This window comes from Promicromonospora sp. AC04 (assembly GCF_003058225.1).
Lineage (GTDB): Bacteria > Actinomycetota > Actinomycetes > Actinomycetales > Cellulomonadaceae > Promicromonospora.
Window position 1 is genome coordinate 36,179 of the sequence record NZ_QBUG01000012.1, and the last position, 24,806, is coordinate 60,984.

Consider the following 24,806-nt stretch of genomic DNA (forward strand, 5'->3'; position numbering starts at 1 on the left):
ACGCCCGAGGGCCCCGATCGCATCCCGCGGATGTGACATCCGCGAAGTAGAACCGCAGCGAAGCAGTACCGCGGCTTCCACTGCGGTTCGACTTCGCTGCGGTTCTACCTCGCTGTCGCGGGGTCAGCGGTTGCGGTAGACCTGTACCACCGTCGGGCGGGGGCCGCTGAAGTCGCCGGCCTCCGGGGTGGTGCCCGCTGCGACGTAGTCCGGGAAGTAGGAGTCCGGCGACTCGTACGAACCGCTCTCGCCCGGGTGCTGCACGTTCACGTAGACCATGCCGTCACGGGAGTCGACCAGCGGCCCGCAGGTCTCGGCGCCAGCGGGCACCGAGAGGAACTGCTGGACGTGGCCACGCTCCCGGCCGGCGACCGGCACCTTGAACAGGCCGTCGCACTTGGCGATCGAGGACGAGCTCGGCTGGCCGTCGGTCGAGATCCAGAGGTTGCCCTCGGCGTCGAACGCCAGGTTGTCCGGGCACGAGATCGGCGACACCCGCTCGCGCGGGTAGCCGGAGAAGTACGTGCCCTCGACGGCGGGGTCGCCCGCGACGATCAGCAGGTTCCACGTGAAGCGGGTGGAGGTCTGGTCGCCGGACGGGATGATCTCGACCACGTGGCCGTCCCGGTTGCCGTTTGTGGTGACGCCGCCCACGACCTTGCGGTTGCGCGGGTTGGGCTCGGTGGGGCCCTCGACCGCGTTGCCGGGGGTGCGGCCCGAGTTGTTGGTGCAGGCCACGTAGATGCGACCCGTGACCGGGCTGATCTCGACGTCCTCCGGCCGGTCCATCTTGGTGGCGCCGACGGCGTCCGCGGCCAGTCGGGTGTAGACCAGCACCTCCTCGACGGACATGCCGGGCACCTTGCTGGCGCCGTCGACCACGAGGGGCAGCCACTGGCCGGAGCCGTCGAAGGCGCCGTCGGACGGGACCGCGCCCGAGCCGTCGATCTCGGCGGCCGGCGAGTCGCCGGTGAACTTCGCGACGTACAGGTCGCCGTCGGACAGGAGTGTCTTGTTGTGGGCGCGGGCCCACCGGGAGTCGCCCTTGGCCACGCGGCCTGAGGACACGAACTTGTAGATGTAGTCGAACGCCTGGTCGTCACCCATGTACGCGACGGCGTGGCCGCGGCTGGACAGGGTGACGTTGGCGCCCTCGTGCTTGAACCGGCCCATCGCGGTGTGCTTGACGGGCTTCGCCTGCGGGTCGTACGGGTCGAGCTCGACGATCCAGCCGAAGCGGTTGGCCTCGTTCTCGTAGCCCTCCGACTGGGCGAAGCGCGGCTCGTCGGCCTCCCAGCCGTAGCTGGTGGAGGTGGTGATGCCGTAGCGGGCGTCGGCGGTCGGGTTGGCTCCGGCGGCCACGAAGTAGCCGTTGAAGTTCTCCTCGCCCGACAGGACGGTGCCCCACGGCGTGGTGCCGCCGGCGCAGTTGTTCATGGTGCCAAGGACGCGGGTGCCCGTGGGGTCCGCGGCGGTCTTGAGCAGGTCGGAGCCGGCCGCGGGGCCGTCGACGACGAACTCGGTGCCCAGGTGGATGCGGCGGTTGAGGGGGCTGATCCGCTGGTAGTCCCACGGCTTGCCCGTCGCGCGGCGCCGGACCTCGACGACGGCCATGCCGTGCGCGGCGCGCTCGATCGCGCGGGAGTACGCGTTCTTGGTGCGGCTGCCGTCGGCGGCGGTGTCCCAGTACTTCGCCGTGGGCGGGAACATGATCTCGGCGTTGGTGTACTCCTGGTTCGACACCAGGATCCCGCGGGTGCCACGGTGCTTCTCGCCGGGGCTGATCGGGAGGATGTCGAGGTAGTCGCAGTTGTAGCCGAACTGCTTGGCCTGCTGCTCCGGCGACTGGTTGTTCGGGTCGAAGGTGCGTGCGCCCGGGAGGATCGGGTCACCCCAGCGGATGATCGGGTCCCAGGTGTAGCCCTCGGGCACCACCAGCGCGTCGACGTCGACGGGCTGCGGGTCGATCGCACCGAAGGCGAGCCCCTGGCCGTAGCCGGTCCCGGGGAGACGCCCCTCGGGCAGGGTCGCGGCGGCGGCCGACGGCGCACCGGCGCCCTGTGCGCCGATCACCACGGCACCGGCGGCGACCGCCAGCGTGCCGAGCATGGCGCGGCGCGACAGCACCGAGCTCACGACATCCTTGAAGTACTCGTTGGCGCTCTCGTTGGGAGCGGGGTGGAGGCACGCGTCATTGCACTTGAGCCGACACGTGACGGGGCTGCGCTTGCCGCGCGCGTGCGTGTGCACCGTCAGCAGCGGGCGGTTCTCAGGGGCGATCGTCATCGGAGGTTCTCCGGTCCGAGCTGGGGGGTAGGTCGTCGTCAACCTAGGAGCAGGCGGTGTCTCGCCCACGAAAGGTCCGGTACGTCCAGGTGAACGCGAGGTGTCCAGGAGGTGGGACGGTCGATCTTCACCCGAGGATGGCGCGGCTCGTGACGTCGCGCCACCCCTCGGCGCGGAGCAGCTGCTCCGCGCCCCGCGACCGCAGCCCGCGCTCGCACACCACCACCACCGGCCCGTCGACGGGGTGGTCCAGCAGCTCGGGCGGGAAGGTCCCGGCCGCCAGGTCCTCCAGCCGCGCGAAGACCGCGCCGGGCACGGCGCCCGGCCGCAGCCCGACGTCGAGCAGCAGCACGCCCGGCCCGCTCGGCGCCGCCGGTACCGGGTCCGCGTCGGCAGCGGCCGGAACCGGCGTCGCGCCCGCAACCCTCGCGTCCGCAGCAGGCGAGCCCTCCTCCGCGGTGCCATCGGAAGGGCCTGACGGCGGCGCGGCCAGCTCGATCGTGTCCCACGCGGAGGTGCGCGCGTCGTAGGCCAGCAGGCGGCCCAGCGCCGGCTCACCCGTACCGGTCAGGACCTTGACGGCCTCGACCGCCATCGTCGAGCCCACGACGCCGCACGCCGGGCTGAGCACGCCCACCGTCGCACACGACTCCCCCTCGTCCGGCTGCGGGCCGAACACGTCCGGGTAGGTGATCGCTCGCCCGTCCGGCGCCGCCGACCAAAACACGCTGACCTGGCCGTCCCAGCCCAGCACGGTGCCCCAGACGACGGGTAGGCCGAGGCTCGCCGCGGCGTCGGACACGGCGTAGCGCGTCTCGAACGTGTCCGAGCCGTCGACCACCAGGTGGTATCCACCGAGGATCGCGGCGGCGTTGTCGCGGGTCAGCCGCTCGCGGTGGGCGATCACCTCGACGTCCGGGGCCAGCCCGCGCAGCACGTCGGCGGCCGACGTCGTCTTGGCGCGCCCGACGTCGGCCACCGAGTGCAGCACCTGGCGCTGCAGGTTGGAGGCGTCGACGACGTCGTCGTCCACGATGCCGAGCGTGCCGACGCCCGCCGCGGCGAGGTACTGGAGCACCGGCGACCCGAGGCCGCCCGCGCCCACCACGACGACCCGCGACGCGGCGAGGCGCTCCTGCGCCGCCATGCCGAACCCGTCGAGCAGGAGGTGCCGCGCGGCCCTGCGCCGCTCGGCGGGCGCCAAGCGGCCCTCGACGGGCGCAAGCTGCGGCGGGAACGTCTCCATCACGTCATTCCACCACGTCGCGGGTCTTGGTTGTGAGCCTCCGCGAGCTCAGCCCTTGTGCTTGCGGATCTCCGCCGCGGCCTGCGGGAGGACGTCCGCCAGCTGGCCCACCACCGCGAAGTCGCAGATCTCGAAGATCGGCGCCTCCGGGTCGCTGTTCACCGCGACGATCACCTGGGACGCCTGCATGCCGCCGCGGTGGTGCGGAGCGCCCGAGATGCCCGCGCCGATGTAGACGCGCGGGGCGACCGTGACGCCGGTCTGCCCCACGTAGGAGTCCCACCAGCCCTCGAACGCCGCGTCGCGGGACGCGCCGACGGCGGCGCCGAGCGCGTCCGCGAGGTCCTCGACCGGGCCGAAGTCGCCCTCGGTGCCGCGCCCGCCGGCCACCACGATCGCCGCCTGGTCCAGCGGCGGCCGGCCGCTCGTGTCGGCCTTGACCTCACGGGACAGCAGCGTCACCGGGGACGGGGCCACCTCGACGGCAAAACCCTCGGTCACGGGCTCGACGGCGGCGGCGACGGGCTGCGCGACCGCGGAGTTCGCCCGGACGGTCACCACCGCGACGTCCGTGGTCACCGCGCACTCGGTGTCCCACGAGCCGGCGAAGACACGCTTGCCTGCCACGATCCGGCCGTCCGCCTCGCGCACGGAGGCGGCGTCGATGACGAGGCCCGCGCCCAGCTCGTGGGAAGCGAGCGCCGCGGCCTCCTTCGCGGCGAACGACGTGGGCAGCAGCACCACGTCGGCGTCGGTGAGGCGCACGGCGGCGGCCAGAGCGGCGGCGACGACGGCGGGCAGGTGCCGCTCGTCGCCGCTCACGCAGGCGCCGTCGCGGGCGGGCTCGGCCTGGTGCACGGTCTCGATGCCGTAGGCGCCGAGCTGGGCCAGCACCTCGACGGTGGGTGCCTCCAGGGTGACGGCCTCGACCCGGCCGAGGCCGCGGGCGATGGTGAGCAGCTCGAGCGTGCTGGTGCGGACCTCGGTCGCGGGGTCGAGCAGGACCAGGACTGTGCGGTTGGTCATCGGGTGTCTCTCTCTCAGACCAGGTCGTTGCGGATCAGGAAGTCGGCCAGCGCCACGCCGCCCTCACCCTTGTCGGTGACGAGCTCCACCTCGGGGCGCGCCGGGCGGGGGGCCGCCGACAGCGTCTCGGTGCGGGCGCCCGCGCTGCCCGCCGCGGCGGGGTCGAGCCCGAGGTCGGCCGGGGACCACACCTCGATCTCCTTGCTGCGGGCGGCCATGATGAGCTTGAAGCCCGGGAAGCGCGGCTGGTTGGCCGAGTCCGTCACGGACAGGACGGCGGGCAGCGGGCCGGAGAGCTGCTCGGTGACGTCGTCGATCTCGCGGGTGATGGTGAGCACGCCGCCCGCCAGCTCGACCTTCATGGCGAGGTTCAGGGTGGGCAGGCCGAGCTCGGCGCCGAGCAGCGTCGGGACCACGGAGCCCAGGCCGTCCAGCGCCGCCATGCCGGTCACCACGAGGTCCACGGGGGACTCCTCGCCGAGCTTGCGGACGGCCGCGGCGAGCACCGCGGCGGTGCCGAAGTAGTCGGAGCCGGCCAGGGCGTCGTCGGACACGCGGATGCCGCGGTCAACGCCCAGCTGGAACGCCTTGCGGAGCGCGACGTCGCCGTCGAGCCCGGCCATGGTGACGACCACCACCTCGCCGTCGGACGGCCCGATGCGGCCGGACTCCCGCTCGGCCTCGACGAGCTGGAGGGCCGCCTCGATAGCGTTCTCGTCCAGCTCGTTGAGGGTGCCCTCGCCGGCGTTCCGCACGACCCGGCCGTCGTCGAAACCGCGGTCCGTGTTGATGTCCGGGACGTACTTGGCGGTGACCACTATGCGCATGGGGTTTACGGTACGACGTCGGGCGGTGCGGGACTGATTCGGTCCACGGACGCGCCTGCGACGATTGGGGGCATGGTGCAGTCACGACGAGCAGAACCGCAGCGTGCCCCGGGCGACCCGGCGCCCCGGCCGGTCGTCCGGCCGCTCATCCGGCCGACGGCACGCCGCAGCCACGTCCCGCCGCTCGGCGTGTACGTCACGCCCGACGGCGGGATCGACGCCGCCGTCCTCGCGTCCCACGCGACCGCCGTCGACCTGTGCCTGATCGACGTCACGGACCCGGCCCTGGACGAGCACGACCCGCGCCGGTACACCGAGCGCCGGTTCGAGATGGTGGGCCCCGTGTACGGGGTCTGGCACACGCACGTCCCGGACGTCGCGCCGGGCCAGCGGTACGGCTTCCGCGTGTACGGGCCGTGGGACCCGCGCGCGGGGATGCGGCACAACCCGGCCAAGCTCCTGGTCGACCCGTACGCCCGCGGGTTCGCGGGCCGGCTGCGGTACGGGCCCGAGGTGATCGGCTCCGTGAGCACGGAGCACGAGGGCGGCTGGTGGCTCGGCGATCCCTACGGCGCGGCGGACGGCACCGACTCGCTGGCGTACGTGCCGCACTCCGTCGTCCTCGGGAAGCTGCCGCCGCCTCCTCCGCTCACGCGGCCGCGCGTGCCCTGGGCCGACACCGTGGTCTACGAGGCGCACGTGCGCGGCCTGACGATGCTGCGCGAGGACGTCCCGGCCGAGCTGCGCGGCACGTACGCGGGGGCGGCCCACCCGGCCGTCGTCGAGCACCTGCTGAGCCTGGGCGTGACCACGCTGGAGCTGCTGCCGATCCACAAGAGCGTGGCCGAGCCGCGGCTCGCCGCTCACGGGCAGACCAACTACTGGGGCTACAACACGCTCGGCTTCTTCGCGCCCAACGCGGCCTACGCGACCCGGGCCGCCCAGGACCAGGGCGCGGAGGCCGTGCTCGACGAGGTGCGCGGCATGGTGCACCTGCTGCACCAGGCGGGTATCGAGGTGCTGCTCGACGTGGTCTACAACCACACCTGCGAAGGCGGCGACGACAGCCTGCACCTGGCCTGGCGCGGCCTCGACAACCCCGTCTACTACCTGCACGACGGCGCCTCGCCCGCCGCGCTGGCGGACGTCACGGGTACGGGCAACTCGCTGGACTTCCGGCGGCCGCGGGTCATCCAGATGGCCCTGGACTCCCTGCGGTACTGGGCCGAGACGGTCGGCGTGGACGGGTACCGGTTCGACCTCGCGGTGACTCTGGGCCGTGACGCCGTCGGCTTCGACCCGGACCACCCGTTCCTGGTGGCGCTGCAGACGGACCCGGTGCTGTCGGGCCTCAAGCTCGTGGCCGAGCCCTGGGACGTGGGGCCCGGCGGATGGCAGACGGGGTCGTTCCCGCCGCCGATGGCGGAGTGGAACGACCGGTTCCGCGACGCCGTGCGCGGGTTCTGGCTGGACGCGCCCAAGCAGGGCGTGCGCGGGCAGGAGATGCGCGGCCTGCGCGACCTGGCCACGCGGCTGGCCGGGAGCGCCGACCTGTTCGGGCCGGGCGACCCGCCGCTCGTGCGCGGGCCCGTGGCGTCGGTCAACTACGTGACGGCGCACGACGGCTTCACGCTCGCCGACCTCGTGGCCTACGACCACAAGCACAACGAGGGCAACGGTGAGGACAACCGCGACGGGTCGGACAACAACCTGTCGTGGAACCACGGGATCGAGGGCCACACCCCGCTGGGCGACGACGCCACGACGGAGCCCTGGCAGGCGATCGTGCCGCCCCGTCGCAGGTCGCAGCGCAACCTGCTGGGCACCCTGCTGCTCGCGGCCGGCACCCCGATGCTCACGGCGGGTGACGAGTTCGGCCGCACCCAGGGCGGCAACAACAACGCGTACGTCCAGAACAACGAGGTCTCCTGGCTGCGGTGGGCGCTGGACGACGCCGCCACCGACCTCCTGGAGACCACGCGCTACCTGCTGCGGCTGCGGCGGGAGCACCCGGCGCTGCGCGCCGACTCGTTCTACCTCGGCTCGCCCAGGCCGAACGAGTCCGACCCGGACCTGCTCTGGTTCTCCGAGACAGGGGCGCCCATGGATCCGGACACCTGGAACCAGCCCGGCCGGCGGGTGCTGCAGATGCTGCGGCCGGGGCCGGCCGTGGGCGACGCGGACGTCCTGCTCGTGATCAACGGCGGCCTGGCCGACGTCGAGGTGACGCTGCCGCAGCCCCGCCCCGAATGCACGCCATGGGAGCTGGTGTGGGACTCCGCCTGGGACGCCCCCGAGGTGCCCGACGACGAGGCCGGCCCCCGGACGTCGGTGACTCTGGACGCGCTCAACATCCACGTGCTGCTCTCGCCGGGCTCCGCCTGACCCGTCTGGTTGTGGGCGCGACCGTTGCGCCCAAACCGGACGGATAGTCGCAACGGTCGCGCCCACAGCCAAGGGATTCACCCATGGTGTGGTCCGGCGCTGGTACCACCGGGGGTGCGTCGTGGTTACAGTGCGCTCATGACTGACTCCGTCTCCAACAACGACGTTGCCGCAGCGGTCGACACCGACGTCATCGTCATCGGCGCCGGGCTGTCCGGTCTCGTCACCGCGACCGAGCTGACCGCAGCGGGCAAGCGGGTGATCCTGCTCGACCAGGAGCCGGCAGCGTCGCTGGGCGGGCAGGCGTGGTGGTCGTTCGGCGGGCTGTTCCTCGTCGACTCCCCCGAGCAGCGGCGCCTCAAGGTCAAGGACTCGTTCGACCTCGCGTTCGCCGACTGGCTGGGCTCCGCCCAGTTCTCGCCGGGGGCCGACCGCGGCGAGGGTCCTGACCGGTTCGGGTACCGGTGGGCCAAGGGCTTCGTCGAGTTCGCCGCGGGCGACCTGCGACCGTGGCTGCACGCCAAAGGCGTGCGCTGGTTCCCGCTGGTGCAGTGGGCGGAGCGCGGCGGTTACCCCGCCGGCGGGCACGGCAACTCGGTGCCGCGTTTCCACGTCACGTGGGGCACGGGCCCCGCCGTCGTCGAGCCGTTCGTGGCCGCGGCGCACGAGGCGAACCGGGCCGGGCTGCTCGACCTGCGCTTCCGGCACCGGGTCACGTCCCTGGTCGTCACGGACGGCCGCGTCACCGGCGTGCGCGCGGAGATCCTCGCGGACGACGACGCCGGGCGCGGCGAGCCCTCCAGCCGCGCGGTGACCGGCGAGGTGGAGCTGTCGGCACAGGCCGTCGTCGTCGCGAGCGGCGGCATCGGCGCGAACCACGACCTGGCTCGCGCCCGCTGGTCCGCCGACGCCGGGCACCTTCCGGAGCGGATGCTGTCGGGCGTGCCGGACTCGACGGACGGGCTCATGCTCGGCGTCGCGGAGGCCTCGGGAGCGGCCCTTGTGCACGAGGACCGCATGTGGCACTACCCGGAGGGCATCGCGAACCACTCGCCGGTCTGGTCGAAGCACGGCATCCGGATCCTGCCCGGCCCGTCCTCCCTGTGGCTCGACGCCGACGGCAGCCGCCTGCCCGGCCCGCTGTTCCCGGGCTTCGACGCGCTCGGCGCGCTGCAGCACGTGACCACGCGCGGCGACGACCACTCCTGGTTCGTGCTGAACAAGACGATCATGGAGAAGGAGTTCGCGCTGTCGGGCTCCGAGCAGAACCCCGACCTGACCGGGAAGTCGGTGCCCCTCCTGCTGGAGCGCGTGCGTGGGAGGTCGGTGCCGGTGCGGACCTTCGCGGAGCAGTCGGACGAGTTCCTCTGGGCCAACTCGCCTGCCGAGCTCGCCGGGAAGATGAACGCCCTCACCGAGGCGACGCCCGGGTCCTCGGGACACATCGACGGCGAGGCGCTGGCCGCCCTCATCGCGGCCCGGGACGCGCAGGTCGCGACCGGGCTGGGCAAGGACCCGCAGGTCGTGGCGACGGCGGCCGCACGGCACTTCATCGTGGACAAGGCGATCCGCGTGTCGCCGCCGCGCGCCCTCAGCGACCCCAAGGACGGGCCGCTGCTCGCCGTCCGGCTGTCGGTGCTGACCCGCAAGACGCTCGGCGGCCTGTGGTGCGACGAGACCGGCCGCGCCCTGACCCCGTCCGGCGACGTGCTGGAGGGCCTGTGGGCAGTGGGCGAGGCCGCGGGCTTCGGCGGCGGCGGCGCACACGGCCACCGCGCGCTGGAGGGCACGTTCCTGGGCGGCTGCCTCTTCACGGGCCGAACAACTGGCCGCGCCCTGGCTGACGCGCTGTAGCCGATCTGCCCACCGGCGCCGAACCGCAAGTTCCGAGTCCCCGACGTGAGCCGAACCGCAGGTTGCGAGTCCCACCGGACCCCGAACCGCAAGACGTGAGTCCCACCGGACGCCGAACCGCAGGTTACCGGTCCCCACCGGACGCCGAACCGCAAGGTACGAGTCGATCCGGGCGCCGAGCCGAAGGGTGCGAGTCGATCCGGGTACGGATGGACCCGGTTGTTTCGGTTCGACGCCGAGGTCCATGGCCAAGTTGCGGTTCGGCGGCCCGGCCGTCAGGCCAACCGACCCTTGAGCGGCGGGTCGGCCGGCTGCACCGGGTGATCTCCGGACGGGCCAGCGCGGGCTGACTTGGGTTCAGCAGGCCCAATGAGTCCATGAAGCCCGGGGGACCGGTCTCAAAGAGCCTGCTGAATCAAGTTCAAGAGCGGCCCGCCGACGGGCGGGGGCTACCGGAGCAGGGCCTTGCCGTCCTTCAGGGCGATCACTACCGCGCCCCGGGCACAGCGGGCCACCAGCTCCGCGGGCCAGTCGCCCGTCAGCGGCACCGTCTCGACATCCGCGCCGACGCCGGAGCCGGCGGCCGCGTCGCCCGGGTGCAGCCCCGTCACGCGGGAACCGCCCGGGCGGCCGAGCCGCTCCCGCACCGGGTCGGGGCGGTCGAAGAACCAGTGCGTCGGCGCGTTGGAGTCCAGCGCCTCCGCGAGCCGCTCCAGGTCCCGGGCGGCGAGCCTGAGCACGGGGGCGACCCAGGCGGCGTTCTCGGTCACCATCGCCTCGGTGCGGCGCGGGTCGGTGAGGCCCACCCGGGTGCCGTCCCGGAAGGAACCCGCGGCGAGCCGCAGCGCGAGGTCACGCACCGGGGCACCCGCCACGGCCCCGAGGAGCTGGTTGGCCAGCACGTGCGGCACATGTGACACGAGGGCGGCCGCCTCATCGTGCAGCTCGTCGGTGAGCACCGCGGCCGTCCCGCCCAGGGGGCCCGTGACCAGGCGCAGCACCAGCTCCAGGCGGGCCGGGTCGGTTCCGGCCATGCCTGCCGCCCCGACCCCGACCACGCCTCCTCCAGCCATATCGGCCACACCGGACGCGCCAGCACCAGCACCGCCACCAGGGCCAGCAGGGCCAGCAGGGCCAGCAGGGCCAGCAGGGCCAGCAGGGCCAGCAGCGTCAGCGCCACCAGCACCAGCACCGCCACCAACACCGCCACCAACACCGCCAGAGCCACCTGCACCTGCACCTGCACCTGCACCTGCACCAACACCGCCAGTGCCACCCGCACCTGCACCAGACACAACACTGCCAGCACCAGCACCAGCACCAGCACCAGACACCGCACCCCCCGCCGCGTACGTAACCGCCCACGGAATCCCCTGCATCAGCCCCGCGGACGACGCCGCGAACCCGCTTCGCTCCGTCCCCGACATGGGGTGCGCCCCCACGTAGCGGTCACCCAGCCCGGCCTCGACGACGGCCTCCCGCACGGGCGCCTTCACCGAGCCGACGTCGGTCACCGTCGGGTCCCAGCCCGGCTCGCCGGCCAGCGCCTCGGCGAGCTCCCCCGCGACGGATCGCATGGCGCGCAGGGGCGCGGCGAGCACCACGACGTCGGGCCGCTGCAGGGCGAGCCCGCTGACGTCGTCGGCCACCGTGAGGCCCGCCGCCCGGGCGTCCTCGGCCGACGACGGGTCGGTGGTGACCACGGGCACGCCCGCCGCCTGCAGGGCGCGGGCCAGGGAGCCGCCGATCAGGCCGAGCCCGATGATGCCGACCCGCGCCGCGCCGATGCCGCTCACCACAGCAGTCCCCGCTCGCGCGCCTCGGCCGAGTCCGACGCCGACACCGAGCCGACCGGGACATGGTCCGGGTCGAGCACGCCGTCGAGCGCCGCGAAGGACCCGCCGGCCGGGAGCAGGCCGAGCGTCTTGAGGGAGTCGCCCGCGGCGAGCAGGTCGCTCAGGACGTCCCGGGCGCCCGGGTCCCACGGCGCCTCGTCGAGCGTCACCACGAACACGTACTTGCTCTGCTGCGCCTTGAGCGGCCGGGTGATCAGGCTCGACATGTTCACGCCCCGGTCGCCGAACGCGGCGGTGATCCGCGCCAGCACGCCCGGCCCGGTCACCACGGGGGTGATCGCCAGCATCGTCTTCCACGCCGTCACGCCGGCGGCGCGCGACCGCGCCAGGTGCGCACCGGCCTCGCCCCGCCTGGTCAGGACGAGGAACCGGGTGCGGCCGCCGCGGAAGTCCTCCACCGCCTTCGCGTACGTCTCCAGCCCGTACAGCTCGCCGCAGATCGTGGGGCCCAGCGCGATCGTCCCGGGCCCGGCATCGCGGCAGGCCGCCGCGTTGGACGACGCCGGGGCGGTCGCCAGCCCGGTGCTCGTCACGAAGCCCGCGCACTGGGCCAGACCGTGCGGGTGCGCGGACACCTCCGTCAGCTCGCCGTGGCCGGGGCGCACGAACGCGTCGAACGACACGTCTAGCGTCACCTCGTCCACGGCGACGACGTCCGCGCTCGACAGCAGGGCGTCCAGCGACGGCACCACGTAGCCCTCGACGGAGGACTCGATGGCGACCACGCCGACGTCGGCGCCGCCGGCCGCCACGGCGTCGTGCACGTCCTTGACGGTGTCGAGCGGTTCGGCGGCGACGTCGTCGGCGGAGCTCCCGGACGCCGCGTGCAGCCGGGCCCACTCCAGTGCCGCCTGGTGGGTGAACGTGCCCTCCGGGCCCAGGTACGCGACGCGGGTGCCGTGCTCGGCAGGGCCACCCGGCACCGTCATGCCCATCGCGGGGTCAGGGCGTCCGGCCCGGGCACGAAGGCCTCGCCCGGCAGCACGGCCAGCGTGCGGTGCGCGACGCCGCGCTCGGTGAGCGCGGCGACCAGGTCGGTCAGCGCGTCCGACGTCGGGCAGGAGAACGACGCGAAGAACACGTGGGGCCCGCCCGACGACGGCTGGCTGCGCAGGTGGTCCAGGTCGAGCCCGGCGTCGGCGATGACCGCGAGGGTGGGCTGCAGGGAGCCGAGGTGGTCGTCGGCCGGGCCGAACGCGAGCCACACCTGCGCGGGTTCGGTGAACTCCGGCCAGTTGTCGCGGGACTCCAGCAGCCCGTACCAGACGGGGCCGCCCTCGGCGAGGGCCGCGCTGTCCGGGAGCTCCGCGAAGCCCGCTGGAACCCGCGACCGCTCGATGACCAGGGATCCGCCCTCGCCCGCCAGCGCTATGCGCTCCTCGACGGTCGCGCGCGTCGGCACCAGGCGGGGGCTCACGCCGAGGCCGCGCAGCACGCTCGCGCAGTCCCGCATACCGGCCTCGTCGATGACCACCTGGCCCACCGTGGCACCCGCGCCGACCCACACCCACTGGCCGGGCACGGCCACCGCGGCCGTCACGATGAGCGACGAGGCGCCCTCCAGGAGCGCGCGCTCGAGGCCCGGCGCCGGGTGCTCCGGGTGTCCCAGGTGCACCACGGCCGCCAGGGCCTCGATGCTCGCGACCGTGGCGAGCGTGTCCGCCGTGGTGCCGAGGTCCAGCAGCTCGACCGGGTCGTTCCAACCCGCCATCCGCGCGGCAAGCACCGCATGCGCGGGAGACTCCCGCTCGCTACGTCCAAGCATGTGCGCAACCTACCGCCGGTCGCCCGTCAGAGCCTCACGGCTCAGTCGCAGACAACCGGGTTGTCCGGGTTGTAGGAGTGGCTGAACGAGTTCTCCTTGACCACCTGGCCGTTGTGGAGGACCTTGCGGGAGACGGTGACGGAGAAGCCGTCCTCGCCACCGGGGTACGGCTCGCAGTCCGCCGAGGAGTCGTGGATCGTCGTCTTCGGCACGATGTTCCGCTTGTCGCTCGTGTTCTCCTGCACCGTGTAGTACTTGGTGCTCCAGATCCGGACCGTGAGCTGGCCGCCCGACACGAAGGACTGCATGACCGCGCCGTACGGGGTGTCGTTGGTGAACTTCATGTCCTTGGCGCCCACGTAGATCGTGGCCTCGCGTCCCGGTGGGTAGCGCGGGAACCAGTAGGAGTGCGCGTGGTGCTCGACGTCGTCGAACCCGGCGAAGAAGCCCGCGTTGAACGAGGTGGTGGCCATCTGCGAGAGACCGCCGCCCACCGCCTCCACGTGCTCGCCGTTCTCGACGACGCCCGCGTCGAAGTACCCGTTCTCGAGCGTGATCGGTGCGAGCGCCTCCAGCAGGGAGAACGTCTCGCCCGGCTTGATGAGGTTGCCCGTGATCATCTGCGCGCCACGCACCAGGTTCTGCGTGCGCACCGGCTCGTTCGTCAGCGGCGTGCTGAACTCCGAGACGATCTCCTTGACGCCCAGGGCCTTCAGCGAGTCGACGGTGTCCTTCGGGTCCTGCTCGACGAGCTCCACCGACGTCTCACGGTCGTCGCCCGTCGCGGCGATCCGCACGGCCTTGCCCGCCTCGGTGGGATCGAGCGTGGTGCCGGTCTTGCCCGCGACGACCGTCGGCTTGCCGCCGGCGAACTCGAAGTGGGCGTCGGACGGGACCTCCAGCAGGTTGGTCGTGGCGTCGACGATCGCCGCGACCGTCGCCTCCCGGTCCACGATGGTGACGAGCTGGTCGTCCTGCTGCTCGAACCGGAACAGCCCGGCGAGGACCTCGGGCGCCAGCACCGGCTTCTGACCGCCCACGGACACCGTGACCGGCTCCGAGACGATCTTCTGCGCCACCGCGAAGCTGTCGTCCGTCTGCGTCTGCGTGATGACCGGCTGCACCGGCTCGATCGGCAGGTCGAAGGGGCCGTCCTGGTTCAGCCAGCGCTCCTGGATGATGCGCGAGGTCTCGCTCGCGACGATCCGCGAGCCCTCCTTCGGGTCCGTCTTGACCGCCTGCCCGTCGACGAACGAAACAGTGCCGTCCACGGGCTCCACGGCGAGCGACTCCTCGAGGCCCGCCACCGCGGCGTCGAACTTCTCGGTGTCGATGGCCAGGACCAGCTCCTGCTCGGAGCCGCCGAACATGTGCGCCCACATCCGCATCGGGCTCAGCGAGAACCCGGTGAGCCCGGCCGCCGTCGCCTCGGCGTCGATCGCGAGACCGCTGGGCTTCGGGGAGAGCTGGGCCTTCCCCTCGCCCGCGGTGAGCTCGATCGGCTCCTTGATGCGCGGGGCGAGCTGCTCCGTCAGCGCGGACGCCGCCTCGGCCTGCGTCATCCCGCCGACGTCGACGCCGGCCACCGTGGTCTCACGCGGCACCGTGTCGCTCACGCTCCACGACACCAGGGCGTAGATCGCGAACAGCACGACGGCACCCAGCACCGAGAACAGCGCGATCTTGGGGCCCCGGCTCGGGGCGCCGTCGCCGGCGAGGCCGAAGAAGCCGCCCTGGCCTGCCGCGCCCGGGCCGGTCGAGCCACCCGGCCCGAACGGGCCACCGGGGCCGGTGGGGCTGCCGGGTGCGCCCGGACCGCCGGGGCCCGCCGGGGGGATCGCCTGCGGCGTCGCCTCGGACCGCGTCGGCGCCCAGGGGCGCGCTACGCGCTGGATCGCGCCGGTCAGCGGCTTGAGGAACGGAATCTGGCCGGCATCCGGCGGGGGCACCGTACCCGGGTCCGACGGCGGGGCGGGCGGCACCGTGCCCGGGCGCGAGGGGAGCGTGGACGACGGGACCGACGGCGGTACGGGCACCGGGGAAGACGCTGCTGCGGCGGTTGCCGCGGCTGCTGTGCTGGCGGCTGCGGGACTGGCGGCTGCCGGGCTCGCGGCTGCCGGGCTCGCGGCTGCCGAGCTGGCCGCTGCCGCCGGGCTGGCCGCTGCCGAGCTGGCCGCTGCCGCTGCAGGCGCCACGGTGTCAGGCGCCGGTGCGTCGGGAACTACGGCGTCGGAAACTGCTGATTCGGGTGCCGCCGCGTCAGGTGCTGCCGATTCTGGTGCTGCCGGCGCGTCGGGTGCTGCCGCGCCCGAGGCGGTCGAGTCCGGGGCAGCCGAATCTGCCGGGGCAGCCTCAGCGGCCACCGGGGCGACCGCCGCCTTGTCTGCCGGGGCGCCCGCCGCCGTCGTGTCCGGTGCGGCCGAGCCTGTCTCGGCGTCCGACGAACCTGGCACCGAATCGGCGCCCGGAGCGGAATCGGCCGCGGGAGCCGGGCCGGCGACCGGACCGGATCCAGCAGCGGAGACCGCCGCCGCGCCAGCCGCGCCTGCCACCACCCCCGCCGCGGCTCCTGCCGCTGCCGCTGCGGGCGCCACTGTCTCGGTTGCCGACTCGGCGGGAGTGGCATCCGCCGTCGTGTCGGGGGTCTTGCTCGCGTCTGTCACGTCTGGTGCCTGTCCTACCGTCGAGGCGGCCGGCGTCGTGCCCGGCCTCGTGGAGTCCTGCGGCCGCGTGCTCTGCCTTCCGGCGCTCGACCCGGAGCCGCTCTTGGGCGGCCGGTCGAACGCGAAGACACGCGGGGTGTACCCGCTCCTGGGCTTGGACGCCTTGGTCGCCGGCGTCGCGAGCTTCTCGACGACGGTCTGCAGCACAGCGACCTGGTCCGGGCTGTCCGTGCCTGGTTCGGCGGGGTCGTTCGTGGGGTCCGGCTTGCTCGCGGAGTCCGGCACGCTCGGGGCGGCGGACGCCGCTGTGCTCCTCGGCGTGCTCCCGGGCGCGACCGGCGCCCCCGTGGACGGTGCGACGGGGACCTGCGGGGCCTTCGAGGGCTCGGACTGCTCCGGAGTGGTCACGGGTTCGACCTTCTCTGCGGATCGGGGGGCCGGCTGAGCGGTCGGACGACCGGCCGGTACTGCGGGCTGTGCGGCCCTGGGGGCCGCCTGCCGCGCCTGGGGTTGCGGTGCCCGTCGAGGCACGCTGCCAGGGCGTTTCTGGGACAAGCGAGGAGCCATCGCCGGGGCAGGCTTGATCCCGGCGTTCTCGTCTGATGTCGGCTCGAGCGGTTCGTCACGCTCGGTCGGCTGACCCATCGGCACGCTCCGTGCAACTACCCGAGACGCGGGCTCTCCGCGTCCCCCAAGGGCGCACCGGACCCGCGGCGAATCCGCTGGACGGGGCCGCCCTGCCGGGCATCCTATCGAGCGAGAATCCTGCCCAAGGCCTCGTACTGGACGCCCCGAGGTGGAGGTTCTGTATCAATCCTGCTCACCATCCTGAATCACTCTGCAAAGAACCGCAGACCTCAGGCAACAGGCTGATTTCGCCGCGCCGGGACCTCGGCGAACCACGACGACGGCAGGAACGCGACGACCGCCAGGACCGCCACCCCCACGTACGACCAGACCATGCCGAGCACGCCCGCCGGGACGATGACGTCGCCCCCGGAGCCCGGCAGCGACAGGGCCTGCACCATGGCGACCCAGCCCACGCCGAACCCGAGCAGCGTGCCATAGCCGGCCCAGGCGCGCGAGAGCACGCCGGCCGCCGCCGTCAAAGCGAGCGCGAGGATCAGTCCGAGGTGCCAGGGCTCGTCGCCGTACCGGTGCACAACGGTCCCCAGGCCGCCCATGACGACGCCGAGCGCCACGGCCAGGAGGGTGCGCACGATCGTTCGTCCGAGGTGTCGTCCGGGTGAGTTCACCCAGCCATTCTCCCGTATTCATCTGGGAGGACACTGCAAGTGTGGAACACTCCGGCGGGTGAATACGCTCCAGGCACAGACGCAGCTCATCATCCGACAGCGGATCCGCTTGATGGTCAACCAGTACGAGGTGCGCGGCGCGCAGCCCGACGGCTCCGAGGGCGACCTCTACGCGTTCGCTCAGCAGAAGCGCATGGCGTTCCGCGAGCAGGTCACGCTCTACGCCGACGAGAACAAGCAGGAGGCAGTGCTCGGCTTCAAGGCCCGCCAGGTGATCGACCTCGGCGCGACCTACGACGTGGTCGACGCGGGCGGCAGCCCGATCGGCTCGTTCCGCAAGGACTTCGCCAAGTCGCTGCTGCGCAGCACCTGGCACATCGACCAGCCCGACCTCGGCACCGTCACGGGGAGCGAGCGCAGCATGGCGGTCGCCGTGATCCGTCGGCTCGTCGAGGCGGCCTGGCTGCCGTATCACTTCGACTTCACGATCGAGGGCCGCCCGGCCTTCACCGTGGAGAAGAAGTGGGGCCTGCGCGACCGCTACGTCGTGAACGTCCAGGACCCGCGGCTCGACCGCCGGCTCGTGACCGCCATGGCGATCGGCCTGGACGCCTTCCAGCAGCGCTGATCCCGCCGTTCGCCAAGACAGCTCCGCCGAGATAGAACCGTGGCGAGAAAGAACCCACTCGCCATGGTTCTATCTCGGCGGAGTGACGAGGTAGGTCTCGGTCGTGAGGATCGGGGCCAGCACGTCGTTGGACAGGGCGTACCAGCCGACGACGGGGCCCTCGGGACGCGGCAGGACGGTCGCGTGCTGGACCTGCGTGGCGTGGGCCCGTAGCGCGGCGATCAACCGGTCCGCCACCAGCCCGATGTCGACCTGCACCACCTCGGGCCCCGAGGTCGCCGTGTCCAGGTCGTCCTTCGCGAACGGCGGCAGGTCCTCCCAGGGATCGGCGAACGTGAGGCCGGCGGCCGCGGCGAGCGCGCCCGCCTCAGGCAGGTCCGCGAGCAGTGCCCGCGCCTCGCGCACCTCGGCCGCCCGGGCGACGGCCTGCCACAGCTCGGCACCCGCCCATGGTTCGTCCCGCCGCCCGACGCCGGGGGCCGGCTCCCCGTCAGCTGCCTGCGCGCCGCCGCCGTCGGGCCGCCAGGCCGGGTCCGCCGCGAGCTCCAGCGCACGGACCGTCACCGCGTGCGTACGCACGTGGTCGGGGTGCCCGTAGCCCCCGCCGGGCTCGTAGGTCGCGACGACGGCGGGGCGTCGCGCGCGGATCAGCATCGCGAGCCGGCCCGCGGGCTCGTCGAGCGGCACCCGCGCGAACGCCGTCGGCGGCGAGTCCGGCGCGGGGCCGGCGACGCCGGGCGCGGCCCAGGCCATCCCGGAGTCCTCGTACCGCACCCCACCGGACGGATCAGATCCATGGGTGGCCCCGGCGACCGGTGCGTCCGAGAACGGGACGGCATCGAGGAAGGTCTGCTCGATCGCGCCGACGTCGCCGCCGGCCAGCTCCGCCAGCGCCCCCGCCAGCTCGGTCTCCCGGTAGGCGCCCAGCGCGGGCCCGTCGCCCTCGAGACCGGCCAGCCCCTCCGACGTCGTGCCGGGAAGGGCGATGACCTCGCCCCGTTCCCCGCGCGTGCACGTCACGACAAGGGCGGGCCGCCCGGCGGCCGCCCAGGTCGCCAGCAGCCCCCCGGTCGACAGCGTCTCGTCGTCGGGATGCGCATGCACGGCCAACAACACCCCAAAAGCACTGAGTGCTGGATTTTCGCCCAGAAGACGAGCCTTCATCGGGCGAATATCCAGCACTCAGCGAGGGGGACGGTCAGTTGCGCTTGGCGCGGGCCGTCGCTCGGGCGCGGTCCGTGGCGTTCAGGAGCACCTTGCGGATGCGGACTACCTCCGGGGTCACCTCGACGCACTCGTCCTCCTGGGCGAACTCCAGGGACTCCTCCAGCGTGAGCTTGCGCGGCGGGATCAGGTTCTCGAAGTTGTCGGCGGTGGCCGACCGCATGTTCGTCAGCTTCTTTTCCTTGGTGATGTTGACGTCCATGTCCTCGTTGCGCGAGTTCTCGCCGACGATCATGCCCTCGTACACCTCCTGCGTGGGGTCCACGAAGAAGGAGCCGCGCTCCTGCAGGTTGATCATGGCGAACGGCGTCACCTTGCCGGAGCGGTCGGCGACGAGCGAGCCGGTGTTGCGCGACTCGATCGGGCCGTGCCAGGGCTCGTAGCCCTCGGAGATCGACGCCGCGATACCCGTACCGCGGGTGTCGGTCAGGAACTGCGTGCGGAAGCCGATGAGGCCGCGCGCCGGGACCATGAACTCCATGCGGACCCAGCCGGTGCCGTGGTTCGTCATGGTCTCCATGCGGCCCTTGCGCTGCGCGAGGAGCTGCGTGACGGCGCCGAGGTACTCCTCGGGCACGTCGATGGTCATCCGCTCCATCGGCTCGTGGATCTTGCCGTCGATCGTCTTGGTGACGACCTGCGGCTTGCCCACCGTGAGCTCGAAACCCTCGCGGCGCATCTGCTCGACGAGGATGGCCAGGGCCAGCTCGCCGCGGCCCTGCACCTCCCAGGCGTCGGGACGCTCGGTCGGGAGGACCTTCAGGGAGACGTTACCGACGAGCTCGGCGTCGAGGCGGTCCTTCACCTGGCGGGCGGTGACCTTGTGGCCCTTGCCGCCCTTGCCCGCGAGCGGGGAGGTGTTGATACCGATGGTCATCGAGATCGCCGGGTCGTCGACGGTGATGAGCGGCAGCGGGCGCGGGTCGTCGATGTCGGTGAGGGTCTCGCCGATCATGATGTCCGCGATACCGGCGACGGCGACGATCTCGCCGGGGCCTGCCTTGTCGGTCGGCACGCGGTCGAGCGCCTTGGTCTCCAGCAGCTCGGTGATCTTCACGCTCTGCAGGGTGCCGTCGTGCCGGGCCCACGCGACGTTCTGGCCCTTGGTCAGGGTGCCGTTGTGGATGCGCAGCAGCGCGAGACGCCCGAGGAACGGCGACGCGTCGAGGTTGGTGACGTGCGCCTGCAGCGGCACGCCCTCCTCGTAGGTCGGGGCCGGGATCTTCTCGAGGATGGTCGCGAACAGCGGCTCAAGGTCCTCGTTGGCGGGCAGGCCGCCGTCGGCGGGCTGGTCCGTGGAGGCGCGGCCGGCCTTGGCCGACGCGTACACGACCGGCACGTCGAGGATGGCGTCCAGGTCGAGGTCGTCGACCTCGTCGGACAGGTCGCCGGCGAGGCCGAGCAGCAGGTCGGTGGTCTCGGCGACCACCTCGGTGATGCGCGCGTCGGGGCGGTCCACCTTGTTCACGACGACGATGACCGGCAGCTTCGCGGCCAGCGCCTTGCGCAGCACGAAGCGGGTCTGGGGCAGCGGGCCCTCGGACGCGTCGACGAGCAGCACGACGCCGTCGACCATCGACAGGCCGCGCTCGACCTCACCGCCGAAGTCGGCGTGGCCCGGGGTGTCGATCACGTTGATAGTGATGCCCTCGGGCTGGCCGTTCTCCGCCGCCGCGGGGCCGGCGTACCGGATCGCGGTGTTCTTGGCGAGGATGGTGATGCCCTTCTCGCGCTCCAGGTCGCCCGAGTCCATCACGCGGTCCTCGAGGTGCTGGCGGGCACCGAAGGACCCCGACTGCCTGAGCATGGCGTCCACGAGCGTGGTCTTGCCATGGTCGACGTGGGCCACGATCGCGACGTTACGCAGGTCGGATCGGGTCGCACGGGCCGAGGTCGGCGCGGTTGCAGGCACGGTCACGGAAGCACTCATTTCCAGAAGGGGAGTCAAGGTGCGCGGACTCTGGTCCGAGCGGACCGGTCTCGCGGCAGCACTATCTTACCCGTGAATCGAAATCCCCAGGTGTCGACCGTGTCACTGTGCGGTGAACACCCACGCCGAAGTAGAACCAGGGCAAAGTAGAACTGCGGCGAGATAGAAGCTGAGCGGTAGCCGCCCTGGTTCTGTCTCGCCGCAGTTCTACTTCGGTGCAGAGGAGCGGGTCAGCCGCCGATCTCCAGGCTCGCGCCCGGGATCGCCGCCAGCAGGTCCCGCGTGTACTCCTGCTGCGGGTTGTCGAACACCTCGTCGGTGGTCGCGTGCTCCACGATGCTCCCGTCCTTCATCACGGCCACGAGGTCGGCGATCTGCCGGACCACTGCCAGGTCGTGCGTGATGAACAGGAAGGACAGCCCCAGCTCGGCCTGCAGGTCGTTGAGCAGCGTCAGGATCTGCGCCTGGACCAGCACGTCGAGCGCCGAGACGGCCTCGTCGAGCACGAGCACCTCGGGCTTGAGCGCCAGCGCACGCGCGATCGCGATGCGCTGCCGCTGCCCGCCCGACAGCTCGTTCGGGAACCGTCGCATCGTCGCCTGCGGCAGCGACACCATGTCGAGCAGCTCGCGGACGCGTGCCTCGCGGGCCTTCCGGTCGCCCACCCGGTGCAGGACGAGCGGCTCCTCGATCGAGCGGAAGATCGAGTAGGTCGGGTCCAGCGAGCCGTACGGGTTCTGGAACACCGGCTGCACCCGGCGGCGCAGCGCGAACTGCTCCTTCGGGGACATCGTCGCCACGTCGTTGCCGTCGAACATGACGGTGCCCGACGTCGGCTCGAGCAGTCCCAGCACCATGTTGGCCGCCGTGGACTTGCCGGAGCCGGACTCCCCCACCAGGGCGAGGGTGTGGCCCTTGGGCAGCACGAAGTCGATGCTGTCCACCGCCGTGAAGTCGGTGTGCGCGCCGGGCCGCGAACCACGGATGTGGAACACCTTGGTCAGGTCCTTCGCCACGACGACGTCGGGGGCAGCGGCCTCCACCTCGTCCGCATGCTCGGCGAGCAGGTCCTCGGCCTCCGTGCCGCGCTCGTGCGCGGACTGGATGCGGCGCGAGGCCAGCGACGGGGCCGAGGCCACGAGCCGCTTGGTGTACTCGTGCTGCGGGTCCTTGAGGATCTGCGCCGCCGGGCCGGACTCCACGACCTTGCCCTTGTACATCACCACGAGGTGCTCGGCACGCTCGGCGGCCAGGCCCAGATCGTGCGTGATGAACAGGACCGCGGTGCCGAGCTCGGCGGTGAGGCCCTCCAGGTGGTCCAGGATCGTCTTCTGCACCGTGACGTCGAGGGCCGACGTCGGCTCGTCCGCGATGAGCAGCTTCGGCCGCGAGGCCAGGCCGATCGCGATGAGCGCACGCTGGCGCATGCCGCCCGAGAACTCGTGCGGGAACTGGCGGGCGCGGCGCGCGGCGTCGGGCAGGCCGGCCTCGCCGAGCAGCTCGGCGACGCGCGCGCTGCGCTCCGCCCTGCTGCCCGGGAAGCCGTTGGCGACCAGGGCCTCGTCGATCTGCGCACCGATGCGCCACACCGGGTTCAGGTTGGACATCGGGTCCTGCGGCACCAGGCCGATCTCGCGGCCGCGCAGGTCCTCGACCTGCTTGCGCTTCAGGCCGACGAGCTCGCGCCCGCCGAACGAGATGGACCCGCCGGTCACCTTGCCGGTGCCGGGCAGCAGGTCGATGATCGCGTGCGCGGTGGTCGACTTGCCGGAGCCCGACTCCCCAACGATCGCCACGGACTGGCCCGGGTAGACCGTGAGGTCAACGCCGCGCACGGCGTCGACCGTGCCGGTGGCCGTGGTGAACGAGATCTGCAGGTCCTTGATCTCGAGCAGCGGGGTGCTGTCGTCGGGCTTCTCGGCGGGCACCGGGGCGTCCTCGGTGGTTCCGTCGGTGAGGGTGATCGTGGTGGTCATCGCTTCCTCGCCTTCGGGTCGAGGGCGTCGCGCACGACGTCGCCCAGCATGATGAAGCCGAGCACGGTGAAGGCGAGTGCCGCGGCCGGGTAGAACATGATCTCCGGGTTGGTGCGGATCGAGGCACGCCCGTTCGACAGGTCACCACCCCAGGAGACGGTGGACGGGTCCAGGCCGATGCCGAGGAACGTCAGCGTGGCCTCGGCCACGATGAAGGTGCCGAGTGCCACCGTGGAGTACACGATGATCGGCGCCGAGGAGTTGGGCAGGACGTGCCGCCAGAGGATGGCGCCACGACTCATGCCCAGGGCCTTCGCCGCCGTGACGAACTCGTTGTTCTTCACGCTGAGCACTGCACCACGGGTGATGCGGGCGATGGTGGTCCAGCCGAAGGAGGCCAGCACCAGCGCCACTGCCAGCGCACTGCGCGACGGCACGATGCTGAGGATCACGATCGCGGCGAGCACGAACGGCACGGCGAAGAAGATGTCCGTGATGCGCGACAGGATCGTGTCGGTCCAGCCGCCGTAGTAGCCGGCGATGGCGCCGACGACCGTGCCAAGCACGACCACGAAGACCGTGGTGAGCAGGCCGACCGTCACCGAAGCCTTGGCCCCGTAGAGCGTCCGCGCGTAGATGTCACAGCCGATCTTGTCGGTACCGAAGATGTGCTCGCGCGACGGCGGCAGCAACGAGTCCGCCAGGACGCACCCCGAGCGCGGGAGCTGGTCCGTGAACAAGCCCGGGGCGATGGAGATCACCACCACGACCAGGATCATCGCGGCCGAGATCCAGAAGAGCGGGCGGTGGCTCATGTCCCGCCAGGCGTCGCGCCACATGCTCGACGGCGCCTCGTCGGTGACCACGGCATCGACGACACCGACGGTGACGTCCTCGGGTGCGGCCACGTAGTGGCCCTGGCCCGGACGCGGGGCCTTGTCGTAGCGGTTCTCAGGCATAACGGATCCTCGGGTCCAGGACGGCGTACAGCAGGTCCACGAGCAGGTTGGCGACGATGTAGACCAGCACGATCACGGTCGACATCGTCACGATCGTGACGGACTCGCCGCGCTGGATCGCCTCGAAGAGCGTGCCGCCGACACCGTTGATGTTGAAGATGCCCTCGGTGACGATGGAGCCCGTCATGAGGTTGCCCAGGTCCACGCCGATGAACGTGACAACAGGGATGAGCGAGTTGCGCAGCACGTGCCGGGAGACCACCTTGTCGCGCGGCAGGCCCTTGGCACTCGCGGTGCGCACGAAGTCGGCAGTGACGTTCTCGATCACCGAGGTGCGGGTCAGGCGCAGGATCTGGGCGAACGACGTCGTCGCGAGCACGATGGCCGGCATGAGCAGACTGTAGAAGTCGGGATCTCGGCCCGCGGTGACGGGCAGCCAGTCGAGGTTGACGCCCACGACGATCTGCAGCACCAGGCCGGTGACGAACGTCGGCAGCGCGATGAGCAGCAGGCTCAGCACCAGCACGCTGGAGTCGAAGAGCTTGCCCTTGCGGATCCCGGCGAACAGGCCGAAGCCGATGCCGAAGACCGTCTCGATGACGAGCGCCATGATCGCGAGCTGGAACGTGATGGGCAGGGCTTCGGCCACGACCTCGGCCACCGGGCGGCCGGTGAAGGTGTCGCCGAGGTCGAACGTGAAGATGCCCCTGAGGTAGTACAGGTACTGCACGATGAAGGGCTGGTCCAGGTGGAACTGGGCGCGGATCTGCTGCTGCACGGCCTCGGGCAGCCCGCGCTCACCGCCCAGCCCGGCCACGGGATCACCCGGGCGCAGGAAGACCAGTGCGTAGAGCAGAAGTGTGGCGCCGATAAACACAGGGATCACCTGCAGCAACCGGCGTCCGAGATACCAAAGCATCGAAAT

At 72.1% G+C, this 24,806-nt stretch carries 18 protein-coding genes; 4 read left to right on the forward strand and 14 right to left on the reverse strand.

All coding sequences use genetic code 11. The annotated features are described in order from the left end of the window. Positions 1-123: 123 nt before the first annotated feature. From C8K30_RS25715 to C8K30_RS25730, 4 genes are all read right to left on the reverse strand, one after another. The gene (locus C8K30_RS25715) at positions 124-2,286 is read right to left on the reverse strand and encodes a PhoX family phosphatase (RefSeq protein ID WP_108495758.1); all 2,163 of its coding nucleotides are present in this window, start codon (positions 2,284-2,286) and stop codon (positions 124-126) included. Positions 2,287-2,413: 127 nt separating this feature from the next. Next, positions 2,414-3,532: a HesA/MoeB/ThiF family protein gene (locus C8K30_RS25720; RefSeq protein ID WP_108495759.1), complete on the reverse strand. Its 1,119-nt coding sequence runs from the start codon at positions 3,530-3,532 to the stop codon at positions 2,414-2,416. A gap of 48 nt (positions 3,533-3,580) precedes the next feature. Beyond that, complete coding sequence (locus C8K30_RS25725) at positions 3,581-4,558, reverse strand: electron transfer flavoprotein subunit alpha/FixB family protein (RefSeq protein WP_108495760.1); 978 nt, start codon at positions 4,556-4,558, stop codon at positions 3,581-3,583. Positions 4,559-4,572: 14 nt separating this feature from the next. Then, positions 4,573-5,385, reverse strand: coding sequence for an electron transfer flavoprotein subunit beta/FixA family protein (locus tag C8K30_RS25730; RefSeq protein WP_108495761.1), 813 nt, complete (start codon positions 5,383-5,385; stop codon positions 4,573-4,575). Positions 5,386-5,457: 72 nt separating this feature from the next. On the opposite strand from C8K30_RS25730, the gene glgX reads away from it, so the two are divergent. Then, complete coding sequence (glgX, locus tag C8K30_RS25735) at positions 5,458-7,770, forward strand: glycogen debranching protein GlgX (RefSeq protein ID WP_108495762.1); 2,313 nt, start codon at positions 5,458-5,460, stop codon at positions 7,768-7,770. 138 nt (positions 7,771-7,908) lie between these two features. Then, positions 7,909-9,624: an FAD-binding dehydrogenase gene (locus C8K30_RS25740; RefSeq protein WP_108495763.1), complete on the forward strand. Its 1,716-nt coding sequence runs from the start codon at positions 7,909-7,911 to the stop codon at positions 9,622-9,624. A 449-nt stretch (positions 9,625-10,073) separates the two neighbouring features. On the opposite strand, the gene C8K30_RS31425 is transcribed toward C8K30_RS25740, so the two are convergent. The 4 genes from C8K30_RS31425 to C8K30_RS25765 are packed head-to-tail and all read right to left on the reverse strand — an operon-like array spanning position 10,074 to position 15,281. Further along, complete coding sequence (locus C8K30_RS31425) at positions 10,074-11,420, reverse strand: prephenate dehydrogenase/arogenate dehydrogenase family protein (RefSeq protein ID WP_233257460.1); 1,347 nt, start codon at positions 11,418-11,420, stop codon at positions 10,074-10,076. After that, positions 11,417-12,409, reverse strand: a complete 993-nt coding sequence (locus C8K30_RS31710; RefSeq protein WP_304590816.1) for a prephenate dehydratase domain-containing protein — start codon at positions 12,407-12,409, stop codon at positions 11,417-11,419. Before C8K30_RS31710 ends, C8K30_RS31425 begins: the two co-directional genes overlap by 4 nt. Continuing rightward, a complete protein-coding gene (locus C8K30_RS25760; RefSeq protein ID WP_199230709.1) occupies positions 12,406-13,245 on the reverse strand; it encodes a hypothetical protein in 840 nt (279 codons plus the stop codon). Before C8K30_RS25760 ends, C8K30_RS31710 begins: the two co-directional genes overlap by 4 nt. Positions 13,246-13,286: 41 nt before the next feature. Further along, on the reverse strand, positions 13,287-15,281 hold the full coding sequence (locus tag C8K30_RS25765; protein ID WP_146197598.1) for a VanW family protein: 1,995 nt from the start codon (positions 15,279-15,281) through the stop codon (positions 13,287-13,289). Here C8K30_RS25765 and C8K30_RS30505 point away from each other — a divergent pair. After that, on the forward strand, positions 15,250-16,353 hold the full coding sequence (locus C8K30_RS30505) for a hypothetical protein (protein ID WP_146197599.1): 1,104 nt from the start codon (positions 15,250-15,252) through the stop codon (positions 16,351-16,353). The two genes, C8K30_RS25765 and C8K30_RS30505, sit on opposite strands and share 32 nt — an antisense overlap. A gap of 412 nt (positions 16,354-16,765) precedes the next feature. Here the strand turns inward: C8K30_RS30505 and C8K30_RS25775 are convergent, their stop codons facing one another. After that, positions 16,766-17,128, reverse strand: coding sequence for a hypothetical protein (locus tag C8K30_RS25775; RefSeq protein ID WP_233257461.1), 363 nt, complete (start codon positions 17,126-17,128; stop codon positions 16,766-16,768). 94 nt (positions 17,129-17,222) lie between these two features. Between C8K30_RS25775 and C8K30_RS25780 the strand changes: the two genes are divergently transcribed. Then, a complete protein-coding gene (locus tag C8K30_RS25780; RefSeq protein WP_199230710.1) occupies positions 17,223-17,792 on the forward strand; it encodes a hypothetical protein in 570 nt (189 codons plus the stop codon). 69 nt (positions 17,793-17,861) lie between these two features. On the opposite strand, the gene C8K30_RS25785 is transcribed toward C8K30_RS25780, so the two are convergent. The 5 genes from C8K30_RS25785 to C8K30_RS25805 all read right to left on the reverse strand — a co-directional run bounded on the left by C8K30_RS25785 (position 17,862) and on the right by C8K30_RS25805 (position 24,800). After that, a complete protein-coding gene (locus C8K30_RS25785; RefSeq protein WP_233257462.1) occupies positions 17,862-18,896 on the reverse strand; it encodes a PIG-L family deacetylase in 1,035 nt (344 codons plus the stop codon). Positions 18,897-18,990: 94 nt separating this feature from the next. Further along, positions 18,991-20,934 (reverse strand): translational GTPase TypA, encoded by a 1,944-nt coding sequence (gene typA, locus C8K30_RS25790; RefSeq protein WP_369941252.1) that lies wholly within the window; start codon positions 20,932-20,934, stop codon positions 18,991-18,993. A 242-nt stretch (positions 20,935-21,176) separates the two neighbouring features. Then, a complete protein-coding gene (locus C8K30_RS25795) occupies positions 21,177-22,922 on the reverse strand; it encodes an ABC transporter ATP-binding protein (protein WP_108495771.1) in 1,746 nt (581 codons plus the stop codon). Further along, positions 22,919-23,881 carry an ABC transporter permease gene (locus C8K30_RS25800; RefSeq protein WP_108495772.1) on the reverse strand — a complete coding sequence of 321 codons (963 nt, stop codon included), beginning with the start codon at positions 23,879-23,881 and terminating at the stop codon, positions 22,919-22,921. The genes C8K30_RS25795 and C8K30_RS25800 overlap by 4 nt, the downstream gene beginning before the upstream one ends. After that, positions 23,874-24,800 (reverse strand): ABC transporter permease, encoded by a 927-nt coding sequence (locus C8K30_RS25805; protein WP_108495773.1) that lies wholly within the window; start codon positions 24,798-24,800, stop codon positions 23,874-23,876. Before C8K30_RS25805 ends, C8K30_RS25800 begins: the two co-directional genes overlap by 8 nt. Positions 24,801-24,806 lie beyond the last annotated feature (6 nt).

Bases quoted from the DNA above. Each gene is read 5' to 3' on its own strand.
- C8K30_RS25740 (WP_108495763.1), top strand. From the start codon at position 7,909: ATGACTGACTCCGTCTCCAACAACGACGTTGCCGCAGCGGTCGACACC.
- C8K30_RS25795 (WP_108495771.1), bottom strand. From the start codon at position 22,922: ATGACCACCACGATCACCCTCACCGACGGAACCACCGAGGACGCCCCG.
- C8K30_RS25800 (WP_108495772.1), bottom strand. From the start codon at position 23,881: ATGCCTGAGAACCGCTACGACAAGGCCCCGCGTCCGGGCCAGGGCCAC.
- C8K30_RS25730 (WP_108495761.1), bottom strand. From the start codon at position 5,385: ATGCGCATAGTGGTCACCGCCAAGTACGTCCCGGACATCAACACGGAC.
- glgX (WP_108495762.1), top strand. From the start codon at position 5,458: ATGGTGCAGTCACGACGAGCAGAACCGCAGCGTGCCCCGGGCGACCCG.
- C8K30_RS25760 (WP_199230709.1), bottom strand. From the start codon at position 13,245: ATGCTTGGACGTAGCGAGCGGGAGTCTCCCGCGCATGCGGTGCTTGCC.
- C8K30_RS25715 (WP_108495758.1), bottom strand. From the start codon at position 2,286: ATGACGATCGCCCCTGAGAACCGCCCGCTGCTGACGGTGCACACGCAC.
- C8K30_RS25720 (WP_108495759.1), bottom strand. From the start codon at position 3,532: ATGGAGACGTTCCCGCCGCAGCTTGCGCCCGTCGAGGGCCGCTTGGCG.
- C8K30_RS31710 (WP_304590816.1), bottom strand. From the start codon at position 12,409: ATGACGGTGCCGGGTGGCCCTGCCGAGCACGGCACCCGCGTCGCGTAC.
- C8K30_RS25725 (WP_108495760.1), bottom strand. From the start codon at position 4,558: ATGACCAACCGCACAGTCCTGGTCCTGCTCGACCCCGCGACCGAGGTC.
- C8K30_RS25805 (WP_108495773.1), bottom strand. From the start codon at position 24,800: ATGCTTTGGTATCTCGGACGCCGGTTGCTGCAGGTGATCCCTGTGTTT.